The organism is Priestia endophytica DSM 13796, assembly GCF_900115845.1.
GTDB lineage: Bacteria > Bacillota > Bacilli > Bacillales > Bacillaceae_H > Bacillus_I > Bacillus_I endophytica.
In genome coordinates this window covers 73194-90763 of record NZ_FOXX01000008.1, presented here as the reverse complement: position 1 = coordinate 90763, position 17570 = coordinate 73194, and the positions used below count along the sequence as shown (strand labels likewise).

The following is a 17570-nucleotide window of genomic DNA, read 5'->3' as shown; positions in this document are numbered from 1 at the left end:
CGTTGATTACCTCCTAATATATTTACATCAGTTCGTTTATTCAGGAATAAAGGAGGTTGCCTTTCATGTAGATAAATCTAGTGATACCTAGTCAGCCAAGTACTTTTTCAAAATAGCCTTGGCTGTTCGTCATTCTACCTCTTACCCATTATTAGACATAATAAGAGACTAATGATTAACTATTAAACAGTTAAAAAAGGAAAAGAGGAAATTTAAAAGATATGAAAGGTTAGACGAATAAAGTACCTATAATAATAATTGTGTTATTAAAAAAGAGGCTCATTTTATGTTGGATATGATTTGTCATTGTGAAGGCTATGAAGTTTCTTTAGTGCTATCAAAGAGTTTTAGAGTCAGGACCCTTCGTTTTTTGGATAGGCAAGTAATTCTCATGAAGCTTAGTAGATTCTTTCTTAATAGTAAATACGTAAGCGCTTACACCTAGAAGAGATGCAAAAATTAGCATAGCAATTGATGTACTGAAGTCCCCATCTGATAGGTCACGAAGCCATCCCATAATATAGCTTGAAAAGCCGCCCATAATATTTGCAAAACCTAACAAACCAGCTGCCCGTCCAGCTGTTTTAGGCGTTGAATATTTTACTATTAGCATATTACTTAGATGGAAAACTCCTCCCTGACAGCCCATTGCCAGACCCATACAAACTCCAGCTAAAATTGGATTAGGGATAAAAACAGCTAGTGTTAAAAAGAGGGCTGTCATTGAAAATAAAATGGTTGCCATTAAACTTGGACGATTTGTTTTATCGGCAAGAAAACCGCATGCTAAAACAAACCCAAGCGCAAATAACCAGGAAAGTGAAGTAATGCTTGACATGCCTTCTTGTTCAAATCCTTTGGCTTCTATGAGATATGTAGGAAGCCAAATACTGATTCCGAAGAAGAGAAAAGAATTTACTAGCATACCAAGCCAGACAAGCCAGAAACGGTAATCTTGAGCAAAATTTTTATTCTCTGTTATTTTTTCTTCTTTTTCATAATCCGAATGACGGATAAAAGCTAGTTCATCTTTGCCAACTCCTGGGTGTTCTTCCGGCGTATTTCTTGTCAGGAAGATAAACATGGGGATATTAATAAATAAGTTAAAGGCTGCTAACATAAAGAAAGCTGCCTGCCAGTGAAATGATGAAATAACGAGTACCAGTACAACAGATCCAATAGCAGGCCCTAAATAGTTTCCTGTAAGCCATGATGCCTGAGCACGTCCTAATTCAATTTTATTAAACCATGCAGAAATAAACTTACCAGATACAGGTATCATCATTCCTTCTCCAAAACCAAGAATAATTCGGCTTATTAAAAACATCTCATATGAAGTACTGAGACCTGACGAAATCATAGTAAGCGTCCAAACACATAATCCGGCAATAGCAGTTTTTCGTGCACCTAATTTGTCGATAATGAAGCCCCAAAAGAGATTTGACACCCCATATGCAATAGTAAACACAAATGAAAGGAGGCCAATTTTTACATTTTTATTTTCACCTGTTATCCCAAGTGCCTTTAAAAATTCGGGGTCTGTTTGAATGACAGAAATCCCAACCTTATCGATTTGTCCGAAGAACCAAAAAAAGAAAATGGGTACGATAATATACAACCATCTTTTTTGTCCCTGTACCATCTTATCCTCTCCCTAGTAAATATTAATTTCCTTATGATATAAAGCGAAAAGCAAATGAATGAAGGGAAATTCACTAAAGAAAGATTTATTCTCTTCAGCAAAAGCAATAATTCTCCTCATTCTTTACTTTTCTAGGAAAACACGATAAAGAGAAACCTCACTTATGTTTTACTTATAAAACTTTGTTTTTATTTTTTAACAATAAAATAACCAGAATCATTTGTCAATTTAATATTTTGAAAATTCAATATTTTAAAGACTCAACATTTTTACTTGCATTCATGTCATAGAAAACTTCATTTCTCGTAATTACCAAAAATAATATTAATGCTGTTAGTAATCCATAAGTTGTTAGGGATTCTTGTTTATTCGTGTTGAATTCAAACTTAGAAAAACCTATAATTTACATATAAATAATGTTTTGGATATGAACTATTAACTATGAAATTACTGTATAATCTGAGGTTAAATAGAGGTTTAAGTAAAGAAAACTAGAAATCTTTTACATGATTCTTTAATATAAACCTTTTTAAAAAAATGATTAACTAAAGCATATTGAAGCTAGAGGCACTTAGTTTTTACTTTTATTTATAGTGACAATAGATGGTCTGATAAAGAGAGGCTGTCAGGTGTGCCTTCACCTTTTGTAGAGAAAGAAAGGTGAAGGTGTTTTCTTCTATATAAGCTTAGGGTGTCAGAAAATTAGCATAATAAACAACAGGAGGGATACTTAAATGGCAAGCGTAGAGAAAGAAAAATATAGCGCTAACGCATTAACAAGAGGATTAGAAATTATAAAGCTTTTCAATGAGGAACAGCCTAGTTTGTCGCTTTCAGAAATAGCGAAACACTTGGGCGTAAGCAGAACGGTCCCATATCGTTTGTTATTTACACTTCAAAATCTTGGTTACCTTTCCCAAGATGAAAATACAAAGCGTTATAGTCTAACGCCAAAAGTACTTGAATTGGGTTTTAGTTATTTAAACAGTTTGAAATTCCCGGAGATTGCCCAGCCTTATATGGAAACATTACGTGATGAAATCGGTGCCTCTTGTCATTTATCTATTTTGGATGGACAGGAAGTTGTATATGTAGGAAGTGCTCCGATTAGAGGGATATCTGTTGTTAATGTAAACATTGGCTTACGGCTCCCAGCTCATGCAACAGCCAATGGAAAATTACTACTTGCATATGAACCAAAAGAGAGAGTAACGGAAATGTTTCATATTTCAAATCTTACTCCTTATACGGATAAAACTCCAACAGTCCCAGGTGAGCTTCAGCAGCATTTGGAATCTATTCGTCAAAAAGGATATGCGATAACAAGTGGGGAATTCCTTCCTGATATCTACTCTGTTGCAGCGCCAATTTTTGATCGGACAGGAAAAGTTGTAGCTGCTTTAAATGTTGTAGCAGTAGAATCGGTTTATCAGGAAGACTTTATTGATAAGGTTGCATTGCCAAAGTTGCTTGAAGTGGCTCATTTACTATCAGATTATATGGGCTACAGTGGAGGGAAAACGGTTCTATAATCGTTTATTTAAAAGGACTACTAAAAAAGCAGTAGATCGTCTTTATAAAAATAATCATCTTTTTTCAAAAAGTGTGAATCCTCAATTGTTAAGGGGAATCACACTTTTTTTGTTTAAAAGAGGATAAATTCACGAAATATGCATGAAGATTTCACAATTACGAGCTTTGTGCACTTTTTTCATATTTATCAGTTCGTAAACCCATCTAGAAGGTTGGAGAGCAACTTTTTAGATGGATTTTTTATGCTTGTTGGAGATTATAAGCTGCTTGGTCGTGTTTTAACAGTTTAAACTAGACACTTAGATTTTTTACAAAAATGACATACCTAAACAAAATTTTAAATTATCTGAAAATTTTGTTGACAATGGAATGTTTTCATTTTAGAATTAACTCAAAGATAAAACATAGTTTTATATATAAAACAAAACAAGGTTTTATATATAGCTAATAAAGGGAGGATTTTTAAAATGACAAAAGCAACTTTTTCCGTAAAAGAATTTGAAAAGAAATATGTGGCTCGCTTGCAAGATCGTACACTTGATTGGAATGTTTTAAAGTTCCAAGAGGAGATTGATCCGTCTTATAGACGTGCACAAATGCGGTATATTGGGCGCGGTGCTACAGCTAACAATGATTCAAATGTTATTAAAGCAGAACATTTTACCCTAAGTACAATGGTTCTTCCTCCAGGATGTATTGGACCATTACATCTCCACGATGATGTAGAAGAAGTGTTCTTTATTCTTGAAGGAGAAGTTACAGCATTGATTCAGGAAGATAGCGACAGTGAGGTCCATGAAATTAAGCTAAGTGCGAGAGACTGCATTAGCAGCCCTCCAGGAGTATATCGCGGCATTAGAAACGATGGAAAAGAAGAGGCACGTATGCTTGTTATGCTTGGAGCGGTAAAGCCTAATTTACCAACATATCCAGAAGGTAGCGAACTTGAAGAACTACGTAAACACCGTGCTAAAGAAAGAGAAGCCATTATTAAAGATTAATGCGAGAAGTAGAGGAGGAAGGGCTGCATTATGAAAAATAGTGCAGTGCTCCTTTTGAGTAGAACGATAAATGATAGCGCTTTCTATAAAGAGGAATCCATCTAGTAGGAGGGATAAATAGTGCTTGGAATTACTCATTTGCGACATATCAGTATGATTACTCCGAACTTTGATGAACAAGCAAATTTTTATGAGAAAGTTTGGGGGTTGGATAGGGTAGATGTTTCGGAAGAAAAAAATATCGTTTACTTTCGCGGTGCAGGACCAGAACATCACATTGTAAGCCTTCATAAGGGAGAAAAGCGCGGGTTGCACCATATTTCATTTGGGATGGTCGATAAGAATGCCGTGGATCGGGCAGCTGAAATATTAAAATCAAAAGGTGTACGTATTATCGAAGAACCAGGTTATTTAGGTGAAGCAGGAGCTGGATATGGACTTCAGTTTGTAGATCCAGAAAACCGTGTAATAGAGCTTTCGGCTTGGGTGGAAGTTCAAACGTCTACTTGGAATAAGAAAAATGTAGATCCTGTGAAGTTAAACCATGTTGTGATGAACACAAAAGACCTAGATATGATTGTAGAATTTTATACTAACGTACTTGGCTTTAAAGTTACAGATTGGAGCGAGCACCAAATGTCTTTCTTACGATGCAATAGAAAACATCACTCCATTGCATTCAACCAAGACGAGCATGCTTCAGTTAATCATATTGCTTATGAGGTTGATTCAGTTGATGAACTAATGCGCGGGATAAGCAACGTTCGAAAAGCAGGACTGGAAGAGCTATGGGGACCTGGACGTCATGGGCCAGGAGACAACATCTTCTGTTACTTTCAAGATCCAGGTGGTTTCGTTATGGAGTATACGTGCTATCTCGAGACAATTGAAGATGAGTCTGAGTGGAGAGCACGTGTATGGAAACGTGTGCCCCATTTAATGGATCAGTGGGGAATTGCAGGGCCACCGAAACCCGAAGCCCGTAAAGCGATGAAGGGAGATCCTGATCCAGGCTGGGTAGATGAAACAGTTGACGTTCGTTAATGAGACGAAAGGAAAAGAGTAGTATTGATGAAGAAAAGATTTAGAAAAATGCTTGACCTTATTATCATCTAAACAAGACGTTATAGTTGTAAGTAAGACTTCGCATCTTGTTCATTTTCCAACAATATAACGTTTAGAGAGAAGCTGCTTATGAAAGGAAATGATGAGATGGACTTAGGTTTAAAAGAAAAAGTAGCTGTTATTATGGGTGGCACATCTGGTGTCGGATTAAAAGCTGCAGAAATGTTTTTGGACGAAGGAGCAAAAGTAGCGATTTGTGGAAGAAACAAAGAACGCATGGAAAAGGCAAAAAGTCAATTGCTTTCATTTGGCGATAAAAAAGATATTTTTACCTCAACTTGTGATGTTACTTCGAAATCAGACGTTGCCTCATTTATTAACGGTGCAGCCGAGAGATTTGGTGGAATCGATATATTAGTAAATGCAGCTGGACAAAGTGTAATGGGTTACTTTTTCGATATCACGGATGCACAGTGGGAAGAACAAATTCAATTAAAGTATTTTGCTATCATCTATGCGGTTCGTGCTGCTCACCCACATCTCGTTAAAAGAGGTGGAGGACGGATTATTAATATTAACGCTACACTTGCTAAAGAACCTGAGCGTCATATGGTTGCTACAGCAGCTACTCGAGCTGGTCTTTTAAATTTAAGCAAAACGCTTTCTCAAGAACTGGCCTTAGACAACATTTTAGTAAATTCCGTTAGTCTTGGATTAATTCGGACTGATCAGTGGGAACGCAGAAGGTTAAAAAATGCGCCTGATATGGATCCAGAGAGGTATTACAGAGAGCTTGCGGAAAAACGAAATATTCCACTCGGTCGTGTCGGAGAGGCAGAAGAAGTTGCTAGTGTTATTGTATTTCTCGGTTCAGATAAAGCAAGTTATGTAGCTGGTTCAACAATTGAAACTGCAGGAGCAATTGGCAAAGCCCTTTAATTATATCACTGAACAAAGGTAGGATATGAAAATGAAAAAACAAGAAGTAATAGAATTTACAACTGCCGATGCCATTGTAAAAGAATTAGTACGAGCAGGCGTAGAAGCTGCTTTTGGTGTGGTTAGTATTCATAATATGCCTATCTATGATGCCATTCTTAGAGAGGGAAGCATTAAACTGATTTGTTCGCGTGGGGAGAGTGGTGCCGTTAATATGGCAGATGGCTATGCTCGTGCGACTGGAAAGTTAGGTGTAGTAATTACAAGTACAGGAACAGGGGCAGGAAATGCAGCCGGTTCATTAGTAGAAGCATGGTCTGCCGGTGTTCCACTACTTCATCTTACTGGTGAAGTAGCCTCTACGTATCTTGGAACAGGGAGAGGCTACATACACGAGTGCAAAGACCAACTCTCAATGATGAGTGGTGCATGTAAAAAGGCTGTTCGACTTAGAAAGCCTGAACAAACAGCGGCAGTAGTGAGAAATGTCATTAAAGAAGCCCTAACTGCACCTATGGGATCAGTATCGCTAGAAATCCCTATCGACTTCCAATCAGCAATCATTGAAGATCTTTCTATTGAGGAAGTACAGCTTGTAGCGTCTGAATCATCATTAGCAGCATTAGTTCCCGAACAAGCCGTGAAAAAAATTATAGAAGCAAGCCGGCCGGTAATTTGGGCAGGAGGCGGTGTAATTTCTGCTAATGCTTCAAAAGAATTACAAAAATTAGCAGAGATGCTTGGTGCCGCAGTGATAACAAGTCAATCAGGAAAAGGTTCGATTCCAGAAGACCATAAGCAATGCATAGGACATTTTATGGCATATGAGTCCACAAGAGAGTTTTTACGAAATGCAGATTTATTAATCAGTGTAGGGGTTCGATTTAGAGGCAATGAAACATCGAACTGGAAAGCGATAGTACCAGAAGAACATATCGCAATCGATGCTGATCTTCAAGCAGTGAATCGTAACTATAAAGCAACATTTGGATTAGTTGGCGATGCGAAAGAAGTGTTAAAGGCTCTTATTCAAAAACTTGAAGAAAAATCAGTTTCGCCAGTTTCTACTTATATAGAAGAAATAGGTTCTCTTAGAAATGAAGTACGTGGCAAACTTCGTAAAACGCTTGGACCATATGAGCAATTTGTAGATGGAATGAGAGACATATTGCCACGAGATACCATTTTAGTCCGAGATGTAACTGTCCAGGCAAATGTTTGGGGAAGTCGCTTATTTGAAATTTATGAACCGAGAACTTCTATTCATGCATCAGGCGGTGGAATTGGTCAAGGTCTTCCAACAGCAATTGGTGCACAAATAGGCTGTCAAGATCAAACAGTTGTGTTGATGGCTGGGGACGGAGGCTTTATGGTCAATGTCGGAGAGATGGTTACTGCAGCAGAAGAAAAGTTACCTATTATTATAGTATTATTTGATGACTCAGGGTACGGAGTTCTTCGTAATATTCAAGACGCTGCCTATGGACGTCAAGTAGCTGTTGATTTATTAAGTCCAGATTTTGTGAAGCTTGCTCAGTCCATGCACTTTGAAGCGGTGAGAATTGGTTCTGGAGATGAATTTGTCAACGAACTAAAGAAAGCAAAAGAAAGACGTAACCCTTCAATGATTGTAGTTGATATGGAAGCTGTTGGGCCAATGGCAAAGCCGTTCGGCGGACCCTCAGGAGCAGCGGAAGCATTTAAACCAAAAAAACTATAAAGGGGGACATAAGAATGATTTCGACATATCCAGTTATTTCAGGGAAATACCTCATTAACGGAGAATGGAAAGAAATAAGAGAAACAGCCAATGTAATCAATCCTGCAAACATGTCAGAAATAGTCGGAGAAGTTGCACTATGTTCTAAGGGAATCGTAAATGAAGCAATAGAAGCGGCAGAGAAAGCTTATAACACGTGGTCCCGTTCTGATGTAAAAGACAGGTCCACTCTAATGAACAAAGCGGCAGAAAAACTAGCGAATATCATCGAAGAAAATGTTACCTTGTTTGTGAGGGAAAATGGAAAAACACTTGTAGAAGCTAAGAAAGATTTATTACGCTGTGTTGAGATTATGAAGGGCGGCGCAGCGGAGCTGCCTAACTGGTGGAAATCAGAAGTGCTTACAGGAACCCAAAAAGTCCAAATTAGAAGAAGAGCAAGAGGCATTACAGCAGTCATTACTCCTTGGAATTCTCCCATGATTTTAACATTTAAAAGAGTCATTCCAGCCATTTTAGCTGGTAATACGGTTGTTATAAAACCGGCTACTAATTGTCCCTTAACAATTATGAGCTGTTTAAAAGTAGTTGCCGAACATTTTCCCCCAGGCGTCATTAATATTGTAACAGGTTCAGGAAAGGTAATTGGTGACACCCTTTGCTCTGATTCCCGTGTTCGTACCGTCGCTTTTGTTGGCAGCACAACAACAGGAAAAGATATTATGAAGAATTCTGCCGAAAACCTCCAAAAAGTATATATGGAACTAGGGGGGAATGATCCAGCCATTATTTTGGACGATGCTAACCTTGACGAGGAAGCAATCAAACGTCTCAAAATGGGTATTTTACGAGCGGCAGGCCAAGTATGCTCAGCTATTAAACGAGTGTATGTCCATAAATCACGTTATGATGAAGTTGTGAAAAAATTAACAAAAGAATTTGAACGAGTTGTTGTAGGTGATGGCATACAGCCTGATGTAACAATGGGACCATTAAATAATAAAGTACAGTTTGATTATGTTAATGAGTTGATTGAACGTACAGCTCGTTCAGGTGCAGAAGTGGTCACTGCTGGTATTCAACTTAATCCAGAAACATGGGACAAAGGTTATTATATGCTTCCTTCTATTGTTACGGGAGTAAATCAGCAAAGTGAGGTCGTGCAAGACGAGCAGTTTGGACCAATTATCCCTGTTTTGCCTTTCACTACTATTGATGAAGCTATAAAGTTAGCGAATGATAGCCAATTCGGTCTACGAGCTTCTGTGTGGACGAAAAACGAAGAATTAGCTATTGAGATGGCTGATCGTCTTGAAGCAGGAGCTGTTTTCCATAACAATCATACTATTTTTAACGATTTGGCTCTTGATTTTCCAGGTTTAAAAGAAAGCGGTGTTTCTCGGGAAACAAGACATTGCGGACTGGAATTTTTCACAGACTCCTATGGGTTTGCTAATTAAGGAAGGATGAAAGAACATGAAATTAGGGTTAATTGGATGCGGAAATATCGGTAAATTTCTGCTTCAGGCCATAAATAAGGATGAACTTCTCCCTGGGGGGAAGATTCGTTCAATTTATACACGCCGCAAAGAAAGTACATCCCAACTAGCTAAAGAATTTGATGCCGAGTTTTATGGTGATATAGAGTCACTTCTTAACTCTGACATCGATTTAGTTATTGAGGTAGCGACGATTGAAGCTGCTGAGGAGTATGCATTGAAAGTACTTAAAGCTGGAAAAGATTTGTTATTAAGTAGCATAGGAGTTATGGCAGATGCTACTTTTGAAGAAAAAGCAGGAGAACTTTGTCGAAAAAACAAGGTAAGTGTCTTTCTTCCTTCTGGAGCGATTGGAGGTCTTGATATACTTAAATCCGCTAAAGCTGTGAACGGGCTTAAGTCTGTATCTCTTACAACAAGAAAACCACCAAATGCATTGAGAGAAGCTGTTTCATTAGGAAAAGAAACGGTTTTATTTGAAGGCTCTGCAGCGGAAGCCATTAAGCAGTTTCCGAGAAATATTAATGTTGCGATTGTGTTATCTTTGGCTGGTCTTGGTGTTGAAAACACAAAAGTCACCATTATTGCTGACCCAAATATCGTGAAAAATAATCATCTTATTGAAGCGTGGGGCTCGTTTGGAAAATTGAAGCTTGAAATTGAAAATGATCCAATGCCAAATAATCCGAAAACAAGTTATTTAGCTGCATTAAGTATATTGGCTACGTTGCAAAACAAAGAGAGAATCGTTCAAATTGGGTAATGAAGCTCATCGATGGGGAGAGGATAAGAATGATTAAAACAGATAGACCTTTAGAAGAAATGTCAAAAGAGCAAGTTATTAACTATTTGAATGAGACAGTCAAACCTAAGGAAGGGGTCATTCCAGCTTATCTTTTAGGTGATCAAACGGTTTATGATTTAGAGCACGAAAAAGTATTTCTAAAAACATGGGTTTTTGTCGGTCATGAATCCGAAGTTCCTCATAAAGGAGACTTTATGACACGTGAACTTTCCGGATATTCCATTATTATTACACGTGATAGTAATGATGAAATTCATGCTTTTTATAATATGTGTACCCATCGTGGCATGAAACTATGTCGAGCTGATAAAGGGAACAAATCTTTATTTACATGCCCATATCATGGATTTAGTTTTAAAAATAATGGTGATCTTGTTGGGGTTCCTCTTCAAAAAGATACTTATGGCGGAAAGATAGACCGTTCTAAAATGGGGCTCCACCAAGTGAGGCTTGAATCTTACAAAGGCCTTTTATTTGGAACATGGAATGATCATGCAGAACCGCTTGAAGATTTTCTAGGTGACTTCAGATGGTATTTAGATATCGTTGTAGGACGTGCAGAAATGGAAGTAGTTGGAGCTCCACAACGATTTGTTGTTCATTCTAACTGGAAAGTTGGTTCTGATAACTTTGTTGGAGATTCCTACCATACGATGGTTACACATGGTTCAATTGCAAAATTAGGAATGGTGCCAAATGCAACGTATTCAAAACGCGGTTTTCAAATTCATACAGAAAACGGACATGGTCTAAACCTCGGAACCCCTAACCCAGACTTTGCTTTCCCTGAAGAATTAAAAGATGAATATAAAAGAAATTTGTCCCCAGAACAATATGAAGTATTATCAAACTTAAAAAATATGATTGGAAATGTTTTTCCAAACCTATCGTTTTTAATTTCACATACAAAAATAAAAGATCATTTAATCTCTAACACTTCCATAAGAATGTGGCGCCCAATTGGTCTTAATAAAATGGAAGTGATTGCTTGGATGTTTGTTGAAAAGAATGCCCCAAAAGAGTGGAAAGAGCGCTCAAGAGATTCGTTTATTTTGACATTTAGTCCATCCGGAATTTTTGAACAAGATGATACAGAAGTATTTACAGATATCACAGAAGCTGCCCAAGGCGCTATGCCTTTTCAAAAGAAATTAACTTATAACTACACAATGGGAATGCATCGTGAACCTGTTGAATTTATTGGACCTGGTGTTACTTATGATGACAAATTTACAGAAGCAAATCAGCGTAATTTTTATAAATACTGGATGGAACTAATGACAAAGTGATAAGCGAGAGGAGGAGGGAAAAATGAATATAGAAAAAATGCTAGTGAAATGTGAGTTTGAACAATGGTTATATCATGAAGCACAATTACTTGATGATATTGAATTTGATGACTGGTTTAGTTTAATGCATTCTAGTTTGCGTTATCAAATGCCTGTACGTGTCAATAAAGAAGGAACAGAGCGTCCAGACTATTCAACAGATATGTTTACGTTTAATGATGATATTGAGTTGCTAAAGCTTCGCGTAGAACGTTTAAAAACGGACTATGCATGGGCGGAAATTCCTCCTTCAAGAACACGCCGCTTTGTCAGCAATGTGTGTGTTAAAGGTTTTGTTGAAGGAGAAAAAGCAGTCGTAAAAAGCTATTTACTTATTTATCGAAGCCGAAGCAAAGACATTCACCATGATTTAATTTCGGGTGAACGAAATGATGAGTTTACATTTGAAGATGGAAAATGGAAACTTTCAAAGCGTGTATTCATTGTAGATCAAACAACAATAAATACAAGAAACCTTGCCATTTTTGTATAACAGTTCGTTATGTATGAAAGATAACAAGAAAGGTCGTGTCTAATGGCAATGATGCTAAAAGATAAAGTAGTGTTGATTACAGGCGGAGCTTCGGGGATAGGAGCAGCTGTCACACGCCGTTTTATAAAAGAAGGAGCTAAAGTGAGCATTATGGGCCGCTCTAAAGAAAAGCTAGTGAAGATGAAAGAAGAATTTGGAACAAACATTCTTACTTATCAAGGAGATGTAAGTAAATACGAAGACAATGATCAAGCTGTTCAAGCTACTGTTAGCCAATTCGGAAAGCTAGATGTTTTTATTGCTAATGCTGGTGTATTCGATGGGTTTGCTAAATTCGCCGATGTACCTCCTCACGCGCTTTCTGAAGCATATGATTTTCTTCTTAATATTAATGTTAAAGGCTCTTTTTTTGGAGCAAAAGCAGCGCTTGAAGAGTTGAAGAAAACAAAGGGAAATATTATTTTTTCCGTGTCTGGTGCAAGTTTCTACCCTGACGGTGGTGGGGTTTGGTACACAGCGAGCAAGCACGCTCAAATCGGACTAATGCGCCAGCTTGCCTTCGAACTTGCTCCTCATATAAGAGTCAATGCAGTAGCGCCAGGGGGCACGCTGACAGAACTATCAGTCATTCCTCCGCTAAGTCCATTTGTGAAAATTGTAGATAATGATACTAAAGCAAGGAACATAAAAAAACGAAACCCTCTTCAACTTGCTCAGCTACCAGAAGATCACGTTGCAGCATATGTATTATTAGCATCTGATGAGTCTCGTGCAATCACAGGTGAAGTTATTTCTAGTGACGGCGGATTGTCAGTACGGGGTCTTGGTTAAACATTATAGGAATGAATCCTTTTTTATAGAAAAGTAAAAGAATTTTAATTCCGAAAATTGAGAATTCATCACCCTTCTTAAAAACGATATATCTAGAATGAATAGAGGAGACTTGTATTATGCCTTATGTACAAGTAAAAGACTTAAGTATTTATTACGAGATAGAAGGTAATGGAGAGCCATTAGTATTGCTGCATGGGATGAGCAACAATTCAAAGTCATGGAAAGAACAAATAAGTGAATTAAAGAACGATTATACAGTTATTGCTTGGGATGCTCCAGGTTATGGAAGAAGTTCGAATCCCGCTGAAGAATTAAGATATTTTGAAGAGTTTGCCCATATTCTGAAAGCTATGATAGATGAGCTAAAGCTAGAAAAAATTTATCTTCTCGGTCATTCAATGGGGGCAGCCATTGCAATAGAATTTTGTAACTTTTATTCTGATAGAATTAAAAAACTTATCATAGCGGATCCGACCAGAGGGGCTGCTGCTTTGAATGAAGAAGAGAACAAGAGGAAGTTAGAAAATCGATTATTTTCAATTGAAAACCTTTCTCCAGAGGAGATAGCAGACAAGAGAATAAAAGCATTGCTATCTCCTTACGCTTCAAAAGAAGTGTATAAGAGAGTAAAAGAGATTATGTCACAAGTAAGACCAGCAGGATATCGTTCAGTAGCATATTCACTCTATCATCTAAATCAAATGAGTTTGTTATCTCATATAACAGTTCCTGTTCTTGTTGTTTGTGGCGAACTTGATACCGTTACTCCTGTAAACGAATCAAAGGCCATTCACAAGGAATTAATAAACTCCAAGTTTGTAATTATTCCAAAAGGTGGACATTTGTGTTATCAAGAAGAACCTAGAGTATTCAATTCAAGAATTATAGAATTTCTCAATGAAAATAGGTAAATGAAAAACTATTGACATTACCTTAGATTTCTAAATCTTATTTAGAAAAGCATTATAATAAACTGGGGTGCTGAGAGAGGGGAAAGGAAAATGAAGATGTGTAAAAAGTATACAATTATAGATAGAGAAACTTGTATTGGTTGCGGAGCATGTGGGGCTGCTGCCCCTGACATTTACGATTATGACGAAGAAGGTATTGCATCTGTTAGATTAGATAATAATGAAGGAACAGCTATTATCCCTGATGAATTGGTAGACGATATGATGGATGCTTTAGAAGGATGCCCAACAGGATCCATTAAAGTAGCTGAAAAGACTTTCAATTGTAATCCTCATGAATTTGAATAAAAATCCCATACATTTTAGAAGGTATTTGCAAAACATGTTAGATTAATATGCCTCGTTGAAATTAAAACATTATTTAGCTAGCCTCTAATCAGTAATAAATACCCCTAAAAAGTAAAACGAATTTGCATTCGGAAAGATTTTTCTAATAGAGTGGGTTGTGTTCCATAAATTAAATTCAAGCTATGCTAAGTGGGCGAGTTCAAAGGCGAGTTCTTGATACAGTAAATGGGGATTTAACGATTGCTGAAAAACATAAAAATCAAGAGTTTGCAATTTGGAGATTAGCAGAATCGATGTAGCCACCTTTTTTCTAACTATCTATACTATAAGAATATTTGTTTACGCATAATATGCATCCCATTCGTCACTTATAAATAAAAAACAAGTTAGACTTACTGAAACAATAGAAAAAGTCTAATTTTCTACCAAGCTTGTCAATGTGTAGAGTCAGAATTAAACATTGAAGGAACCTTTCCTTTTCAGTCATGTGATAGTTGACGCTGAAGAGGAAAGGTTTTTAAGTTGACTAAGAAATATAACAATAAGATGACTCCTTGTTTTAGTAAAGGAGACTTTTACTTGTATGTTTTTTATATGCTTAAGCTTTTTTACTATATTCCTCTTACTTCCTTCAGACAGAATAGCGACTACTTATCGCTACATTTGCAGGGAAAGAAGGTAAGTGCGTGAGATATATAAGTTTTATTCTGGATTTTATATTACTTTTTTTGTAAAAAATGTTATAATTTATAGTGTTTGTAAGGTGTATTGAAGAAGAATTTAGTTCATTTTAGATTATGAAAAGGAGAACTAGTTGAATGAAAAATAAACCAAAAAAAGGACGTTCTATTTTAAAACGAGAATGGGTACGCCCCCTTATAGCATTACTCGTTTTGCAATTAATCTTTTTTGTCTGTGATAAGAATGGATGGTCAATGAACTTCAGAGATGATGAGGGAACAGTATTAGATAGATTCTCTAAAGCTAAATTTTTCACCGAACAATTCATTCCATATGAAAATCCAACATTCAACTTATTCACAGCAGTTTTTCTTGTCACTTTACTTCCCGCTGCCATTATAGGTGCGATGAAAGATCTATTTTCCAGAAAACAAACTAATCATCATGCAGGATAACAGTTGTATCTTTAAAAGCGCAATTACTGAATTGGCTAGCTCCTTATACGGACTATATTCAAAATGAAGACTTAAAAACCATGCTATCCATTTTAAACTATGAAATCTATATCGTTTTGCTCCGTATTAGTAACTATAAGAAGAAATGATGATATAGGGGAGCGATTTTTTGTCTGAAGACAAAAAGGGAAGTACAAATGATTTAGCACTATGGTTAGGAATTGGTTTATCTTTTGGATCTTTATATGGCTCACTATTTCATAATATTGGTTTAGGTATTGGAATGGGTCTTTGCTTCGGAGTAGCGATTGGCTTAAGCCTTGAGAAGAAGAATAAGCAGAAGTAGTATGTGTCTTAACCATTAAATGATAGGTAAATTAGAAAGCGTACTTATCTTGATTGTGGTTCTGTGGCTGTTTCTGATGACTACGAATAAAAGAAGAGATCCTGCTGTAATAATATTTTTTTACCTCTCCAAAAGGAATCCATATATCCTTTTTCCCAATTATTTCATATACTTCATCTAATATTTGCTCTCGTTTTTTCGGAGGAAGTTTTACTCCAGGATATTTCATCCTCTTTATATATCGCTCTCTTAAATCTCGCCCAATGTGCTCTTTTTGCTTCTTAGTTAAAGCAGAAAATTTCTTATTTGTTTGGATGAGATGACCATTTCGATATTCATGATACTTCATCTTTTATGCCTCCTTTATTCCTATAATAACAAAAAAGGGATAGGGGATGCCGATAAGAAATTAAGAAGAAAAATTTGTAATATATTGGAGGATTTTAGAAGAATGAAAAGAATGGATATAAAAGAGGATATAAATCACATCTTGTCGACCTTCGTCCTCTAGGTAGACTTGGAACATCAGAAGAAGTTGCTAAAACTGTTCTGTTTTTAGCTAGTGAAGATGCTTCCTTTGTCACCGGTGCAAGCTTATTAATAGAGGATGGAGGCTATACAGCTCAATAGCTACTTAATGTTAACCGGATAAATCAATTAATTGGGAGATGGAACTATGCAATTAGAACATTTATTTTAATCAACTTAAGGAGCCCGTTCTTATGAAAACTACTGACTCAAAAAGTCTATGGAAAAATGGGGTTTATTTACAGGTTTTCTCTGCGTATTCGCTGCTTATGCTTGGGGTATTTATTGACATGTTAGCCATTATGACTATTGTTGGTTTTGAATGGGAAGTAGACCCCACCATGATTGGATTGATTCCTGTTGCGTATGCACTTCCTGGAATTTTATTTAGTTCATGGGCAGGTGTGATTGCAGATCGTTTTAGAAAAATTCCTATTATGATGTTTTGTAATCTTATGGTTGGTCTATTAACAATTGCTCTTTTATTTGTCCAGAGTATTTATTGGCTCTTATTAGCATTAATGATTCGTTCTATTTTTATCGTTTTCTATTATCCTGCACAGCAAACACTAACAAGACAGATTGTTTCTCCTGATTTGCTTACTAAAGCAGTAAGTATCAACGGTATAGTTGAGCAGGGAACCAAGATAGTAGGTCCACTTATAGGAGGAATGTTGCTGAGCTGGTTTCAGCCAGAGTTCTGCCTCATTATAAGGGCGATAAGTTGTTTACTAGCTACTTTGGTTCTGTTGCCTACAATAAAATTTAAGGAATCTCTGTCAAGAGAACATATTGAAAAGCAACAGCAAAGCACTTGGACCGCTTGGTTACAAGGTTGGGGTTATGTGTTATCTAATCGGATAATATTATCAACCATGATTTTCGTTACAATAGCTATGGCAGTATTACAATTAGTAGACTCACAGTTCCCTACTTTATTTAAGAGCTTGTTTCCAAATGATAAAAGTAAAATGGGATACATCATTTCTATTATTGGTCTTGGTGGAATACTTGGCGCATTATTAACTCAGAAATTAAAACACTTTCAATATGGTTGGGTAGTATGTGGAGGCATGGCTTTAATGGGAATTGGTTTTGGAGGGATTGGTCTGATAACTCCCGATACGGTCTTCATTTTAGCTTATCTGATTAGTTTTATTGCTGGTATTGGAAGTGGACTTATGCTTGTATCAAATCAAGTCATTTTACAAATAGAATCCCATCAAGATCAAGTAGGAAGAGTATTTGGAATTCAAAGTAGTTTAACAAACGCAGTCTTAATCATTTCTCCTGCTATGAGTGGCCCACTAGTTCATTTGTTTGGAGTAACTCAACTCTATGTTTATGGAGGGATCGGGCTTATTATCATTGGAGTAATTGGGGTTTCATTACAGAAATATTTATGGGTTAAACATGAACCTATAAGAGTAAATAATTTTTGA

At 36.7% G+C, this 17570-nt stretch carries 18 protein-coding genes and 1 pseudogene; 17 read left to right on the top strand and 2 right to left on the bottom strand.

Annotated elements, in window-relative coordinates:
- Positions 1 to 337: 337 nt before the first annotated feature.
- A complete protein-coding gene (locus tag BM012_RS15555) occupies positions 338 to 1642 on the bottom strand; it encodes an MFS transporter (protein ID WP_061805650.1) in 1305 nt (434 codons plus the stop codon).
- A gap of 734 nt (positions 1643 to 2376) precedes the next feature.
- Between BM012_RS15555 and BM012_RS15550 the strand changes: the two genes are divergently transcribed.
- The 15 genes from BM012_RS15550 (at position 2377) to BM012_RS26465 (ending at position 15600) form a co-directional block, all read left to right on the top strand.
- On the top strand, positions 2377 to 3174 hold the full coding sequence (locus tag BM012_RS15550; RefSeq protein WP_019391008.1) for an IclR family transcriptional regulator: 798 nt from the start codon (positions 2377 to 2379) through the stop codon (positions 3172 to 3174).
- 138 nt (positions 3175 to 3312) lie between these two features.
- Positions 3313 to 3465 carry a hypothetical protein gene (locus BM012_RS26470; RefSeq protein ID WP_161939327.1) on the top strand — a complete coding sequence of 51 codons (153 nt, stop codon included), beginning with the start codon at positions 3313 to 3315 and terminating at the stop codon, positions 3463 to 3465.
- Positions 3466 to 3642: 177 nt separating this feature from the next.
- Positions 3643 to 4176: a cupin domain-containing protein gene (locus BM012_RS15545; protein WP_061805651.1), complete on the top strand. Its 534-nt coding sequence runs from the start codon at positions 3643 to 3645 to the stop codon at positions 4174 to 4176.
- 120 nt (positions 4177 to 4296) lie between these two features.
- On the top strand, positions 4297 to 5220 hold the full coding sequence (locus BM012_RS15540; RefSeq protein ID WP_061805652.1) for a VOC family protein: 924 nt from the start codon (positions 4297 to 4299) through the stop codon (positions 5218 to 5220).
- Between the two features lie 150 nt (positions 5221 to 5370).
- The gene (locus BM012_RS15535) at positions 5371 to 6180 is read left to right on the top strand and encodes an SDR family oxidoreductase (RefSeq protein ID WP_235606193.1); all 810 of its coding nucleotides are present in this window, start codon (positions 5371 to 5373) and stop codon (positions 6178 to 6180) included.
- A gap of 31 nt (positions 6181 to 6211) precedes the next feature.
- Complete coding sequence (locus BM012_RS15530; RefSeq protein WP_061805653.1) at positions 6212 to 7900, top strand: thiamine pyrophosphate-binding protein; 1689 nt, start codon at positions 6212 to 6214, stop codon at positions 7898 to 7900.
- Between the two features lie 14 nt (positions 7901 to 7914).
- The gene (locus BM012_RS15525; RefSeq protein WP_061805654.1) at positions 7915 to 9360 is read left to right on the top strand and encodes an aldehyde dehydrogenase family protein; all 1446 of its coding nucleotides are present in this window, start codon (positions 7915 to 7917) and stop codon (positions 9358 to 9360) included.
- Positions 9361 to 9376: 16 nt separating this feature from the next.
- Positions 9377 to 10162 (top strand): aspartate dehydrogenase, encoded by a 786-nt coding sequence (gene nadX / locus BM012_RS15520; RefSeq protein WP_061805655.1) that lies wholly within the window; start codon positions 9377 to 9379, stop codon positions 10160 to 10162.
- 29 nt (positions 10163 to 10191) lie between these two features.
- Positions 10192 to 11493 carry an aromatic ring-hydroxylating oxygenase subunit alpha gene (locus BM012_RS15515; RefSeq protein ID WP_061805656.1) on the top strand — a complete coding sequence of 434 codons (1302 nt, stop codon included), beginning with the start codon at positions 10192 to 10194 and terminating at the stop codon, positions 11491 to 11493.
- Positions 11494 to 11515: 22 nt separating this feature from the next.
- Positions 11516 to 12025 carry an aromatic-ring-hydroxylating dioxygenase subunit beta gene (locus BM012_RS15510; RefSeq protein WP_061805657.1) on the top strand — a complete coding sequence of 170 codons (510 nt, stop codon included), beginning with the start codon at positions 11516 to 11518 and terminating at the stop codon, positions 12023 to 12025.
- Between the two features lie 42 nt (positions 12026 to 12067).
- Complete coding sequence (locus tag BM012_RS15505; RefSeq protein ID WP_082802637.1) at positions 12068 to 12856, top strand: SDR family NAD(P)-dependent oxidoreductase; 789 nt, start codon at positions 12068 to 12070, stop codon at positions 12854 to 12856.
- Positions 12857 to 12975: 119 nt separating this feature from the next.
- Positions 12976 to 13770 carry an alpha/beta fold hydrolase gene (locus BM012_RS15500; protein WP_061805658.1) on the top strand — a complete coding sequence of 265 codons (795 nt, stop codon included), beginning with the start codon at positions 12976 to 12978 and terminating at the stop codon, positions 13768 to 13770.
- Positions 13771 to 13860: 90 nt separating this feature from the next.
- Positions 13861 to 14118, top strand: coding sequence for a ferredoxin (locus BM012_RS15495; protein WP_113715082.1), 258 nt, complete (start codon positions 13861 to 13863; stop codon positions 14116 to 14118).
- Between the two features lie 818 nt (positions 14119 to 14936).
- Positions 14937 to 15254, top strand: coding sequence for a YfzA family protein (locus tag BM012_RS15490; RefSeq protein WP_061805659.1), 318 nt, complete (start codon positions 14937 to 14939; stop codon positions 15252 to 15254).
- Positions 15255 to 15423: 169 nt separating this feature from the next.
- Positions 15424 to 15600 (top strand): glycine zipper domain-containing protein, encoded by a 177-nt coding sequence (locus BM012_RS26465; RefSeq protein ID WP_161939328.1) that lies wholly within the window; start codon positions 15424 to 15426, stop codon positions 15598 to 15600.
- Positions 15601 to 15631: 31 nt separating this feature from the next.
- On the opposite strand, the gene BM012_RS15485 is transcribed toward BM012_RS26465, so the two are convergent.
- A complete protein-coding gene (locus tag BM012_RS15485; protein WP_061805660.1) occupies positions 15632 to 15949 on the bottom strand; it encodes a hypothetical protein in 318 nt (105 codons plus the stop codon).
- A gap of 137 nt (positions 15950 to 16086) precedes the next feature.
- Between BM012_RS15485 and BM012_RS15480 the strand changes: the two are divergent.
- Both BM012_RS15480 and BM012_RS15475 read left to right on the top strand, forming a co-directional pair.
- A pseudogene (locus BM012_RS15480) lies at positions 16087 to 16230 on the top strand (SDR family oxidoreductase); the annotation flags it as partial.
- 92 nt (positions 16231 to 16322) lie between these two features.
- Positions 16323 to 17570 carry an MFS transporter gene (locus BM012_RS15475; protein ID WP_061805661.1) on the top strand — a complete coding sequence of 416 codons (1248 nt, stop codon included), beginning with the start codon at positions 16323 to 16325 and terminating at the stop codon, positions 17568 to 17570.

Excerpts from the sequence above, each read along its gene's own strand:
- BM012_RS15515 (WP_061805656.1), top strand. The coding sequence starts at position 10,192 with ATGATTAAAACAGATAGACCTTTAGAAGAAATGTCAAAAGAGCAAGTT.
- BM012_RS26470 (WP_161939327.1), top strand. The coding sequence starts at position 3,313 with ATGCATGAAGATTTCACAATTACGAGCTTTGTGCACTTTTTTCATATT.
- nadX (WP_061805655.1), top strand. The coding sequence starts at position 9,377 with ATGAAATTAGGGTTAATTGGATGCGGAAATATCGGTAAATTTCTGCTT.
- BM012_RS15510 (WP_061805657.1), top strand. The coding sequence starts at position 11,516 with ATGAATATAGAAAAAATGCTAGTGAAATGTGAGTTTGAACAATGGTTA.
- BM012_RS15505 (WP_082802637.1), top strand. The coding sequence starts at position 12,068 with ATGGCAATGATGCTAAAAGATAAAGTAGTGTTGATTACAGGCGGAGCT.
- BM012_RS15545 (WP_061805651.1), top strand. The coding sequence starts at position 3,643 with ATGACAAAAGCAACTTTTTCCGTAAAAGAATTTGAAAAGAAATATGTG.
- BM012_RS15550 (WP_019391008.1), top strand. The coding sequence starts at position 2,377 with ATGGCAAGCGTAGAGAAAGAAAAATATAGCGCTAACGCATTAACAAGA.
- BM012_RS15500 (WP_061805658.1), top strand. The coding sequence starts at position 12,976 with ATGCCTTATGTACAAGTAAAAGACTTAAGTATTTATTACGAGATAGAA.
- BM012_RS15530 (WP_061805653.1), top strand. The coding sequence starts at position 6,212 with ATGAAAAAACAAGAAGTAATAGAATTTACAACTGCCGATGCCATTGTA.
- BM012_RS15535 (WP_235606193.1), top strand. The coding sequence starts at position 5,371 with ATGAAAGGAAATGATGAGATGGACTTAGGTTTAAAAGAAAAAGTAGCT.
- BM012_RS15495 (WP_113715082.1), top strand. The coding sequence starts at position 13,861 with ATGAAGATGTGTAAAAAGTATACAATTATAGATAGAGAAACTTGTATT.
- BM012_RS15485 (WP_061805660.1), bottom strand. The coding sequence starts at position 15,949 with ATGAAGTATCATGAATATCGAAATGGTCATCTCATCCAAACAAATAAG.
- BM012_RS15555 (WP_061805650.1), bottom strand. The coding sequence starts at position 1,642 with ATGGTACAGGGACAAAAAAGATGGTTGTATATTATCGTACCCATTTTC.
- BM012_RS15490 (WP_061805659.1), top strand. The coding sequence starts at position 14,937 with ATGAAAAATAAACCAAAAAAAGGACGTTCTATTTTAAAACGAGAATGG.
- BM012_RS15475 (WP_061805661.1), top strand. The coding sequence starts at position 16,323 with ATGAAAACTACTGACTCAAAAAGTCTATGGAAAAATGGGGTTTATTTA.
- BM012_RS15525 (WP_061805654.1), top strand. The coding sequence starts at position 7,915 with ATGATTTCGACATATCCAGTTATTTCAGGGAAATACCTCATTAACGGA.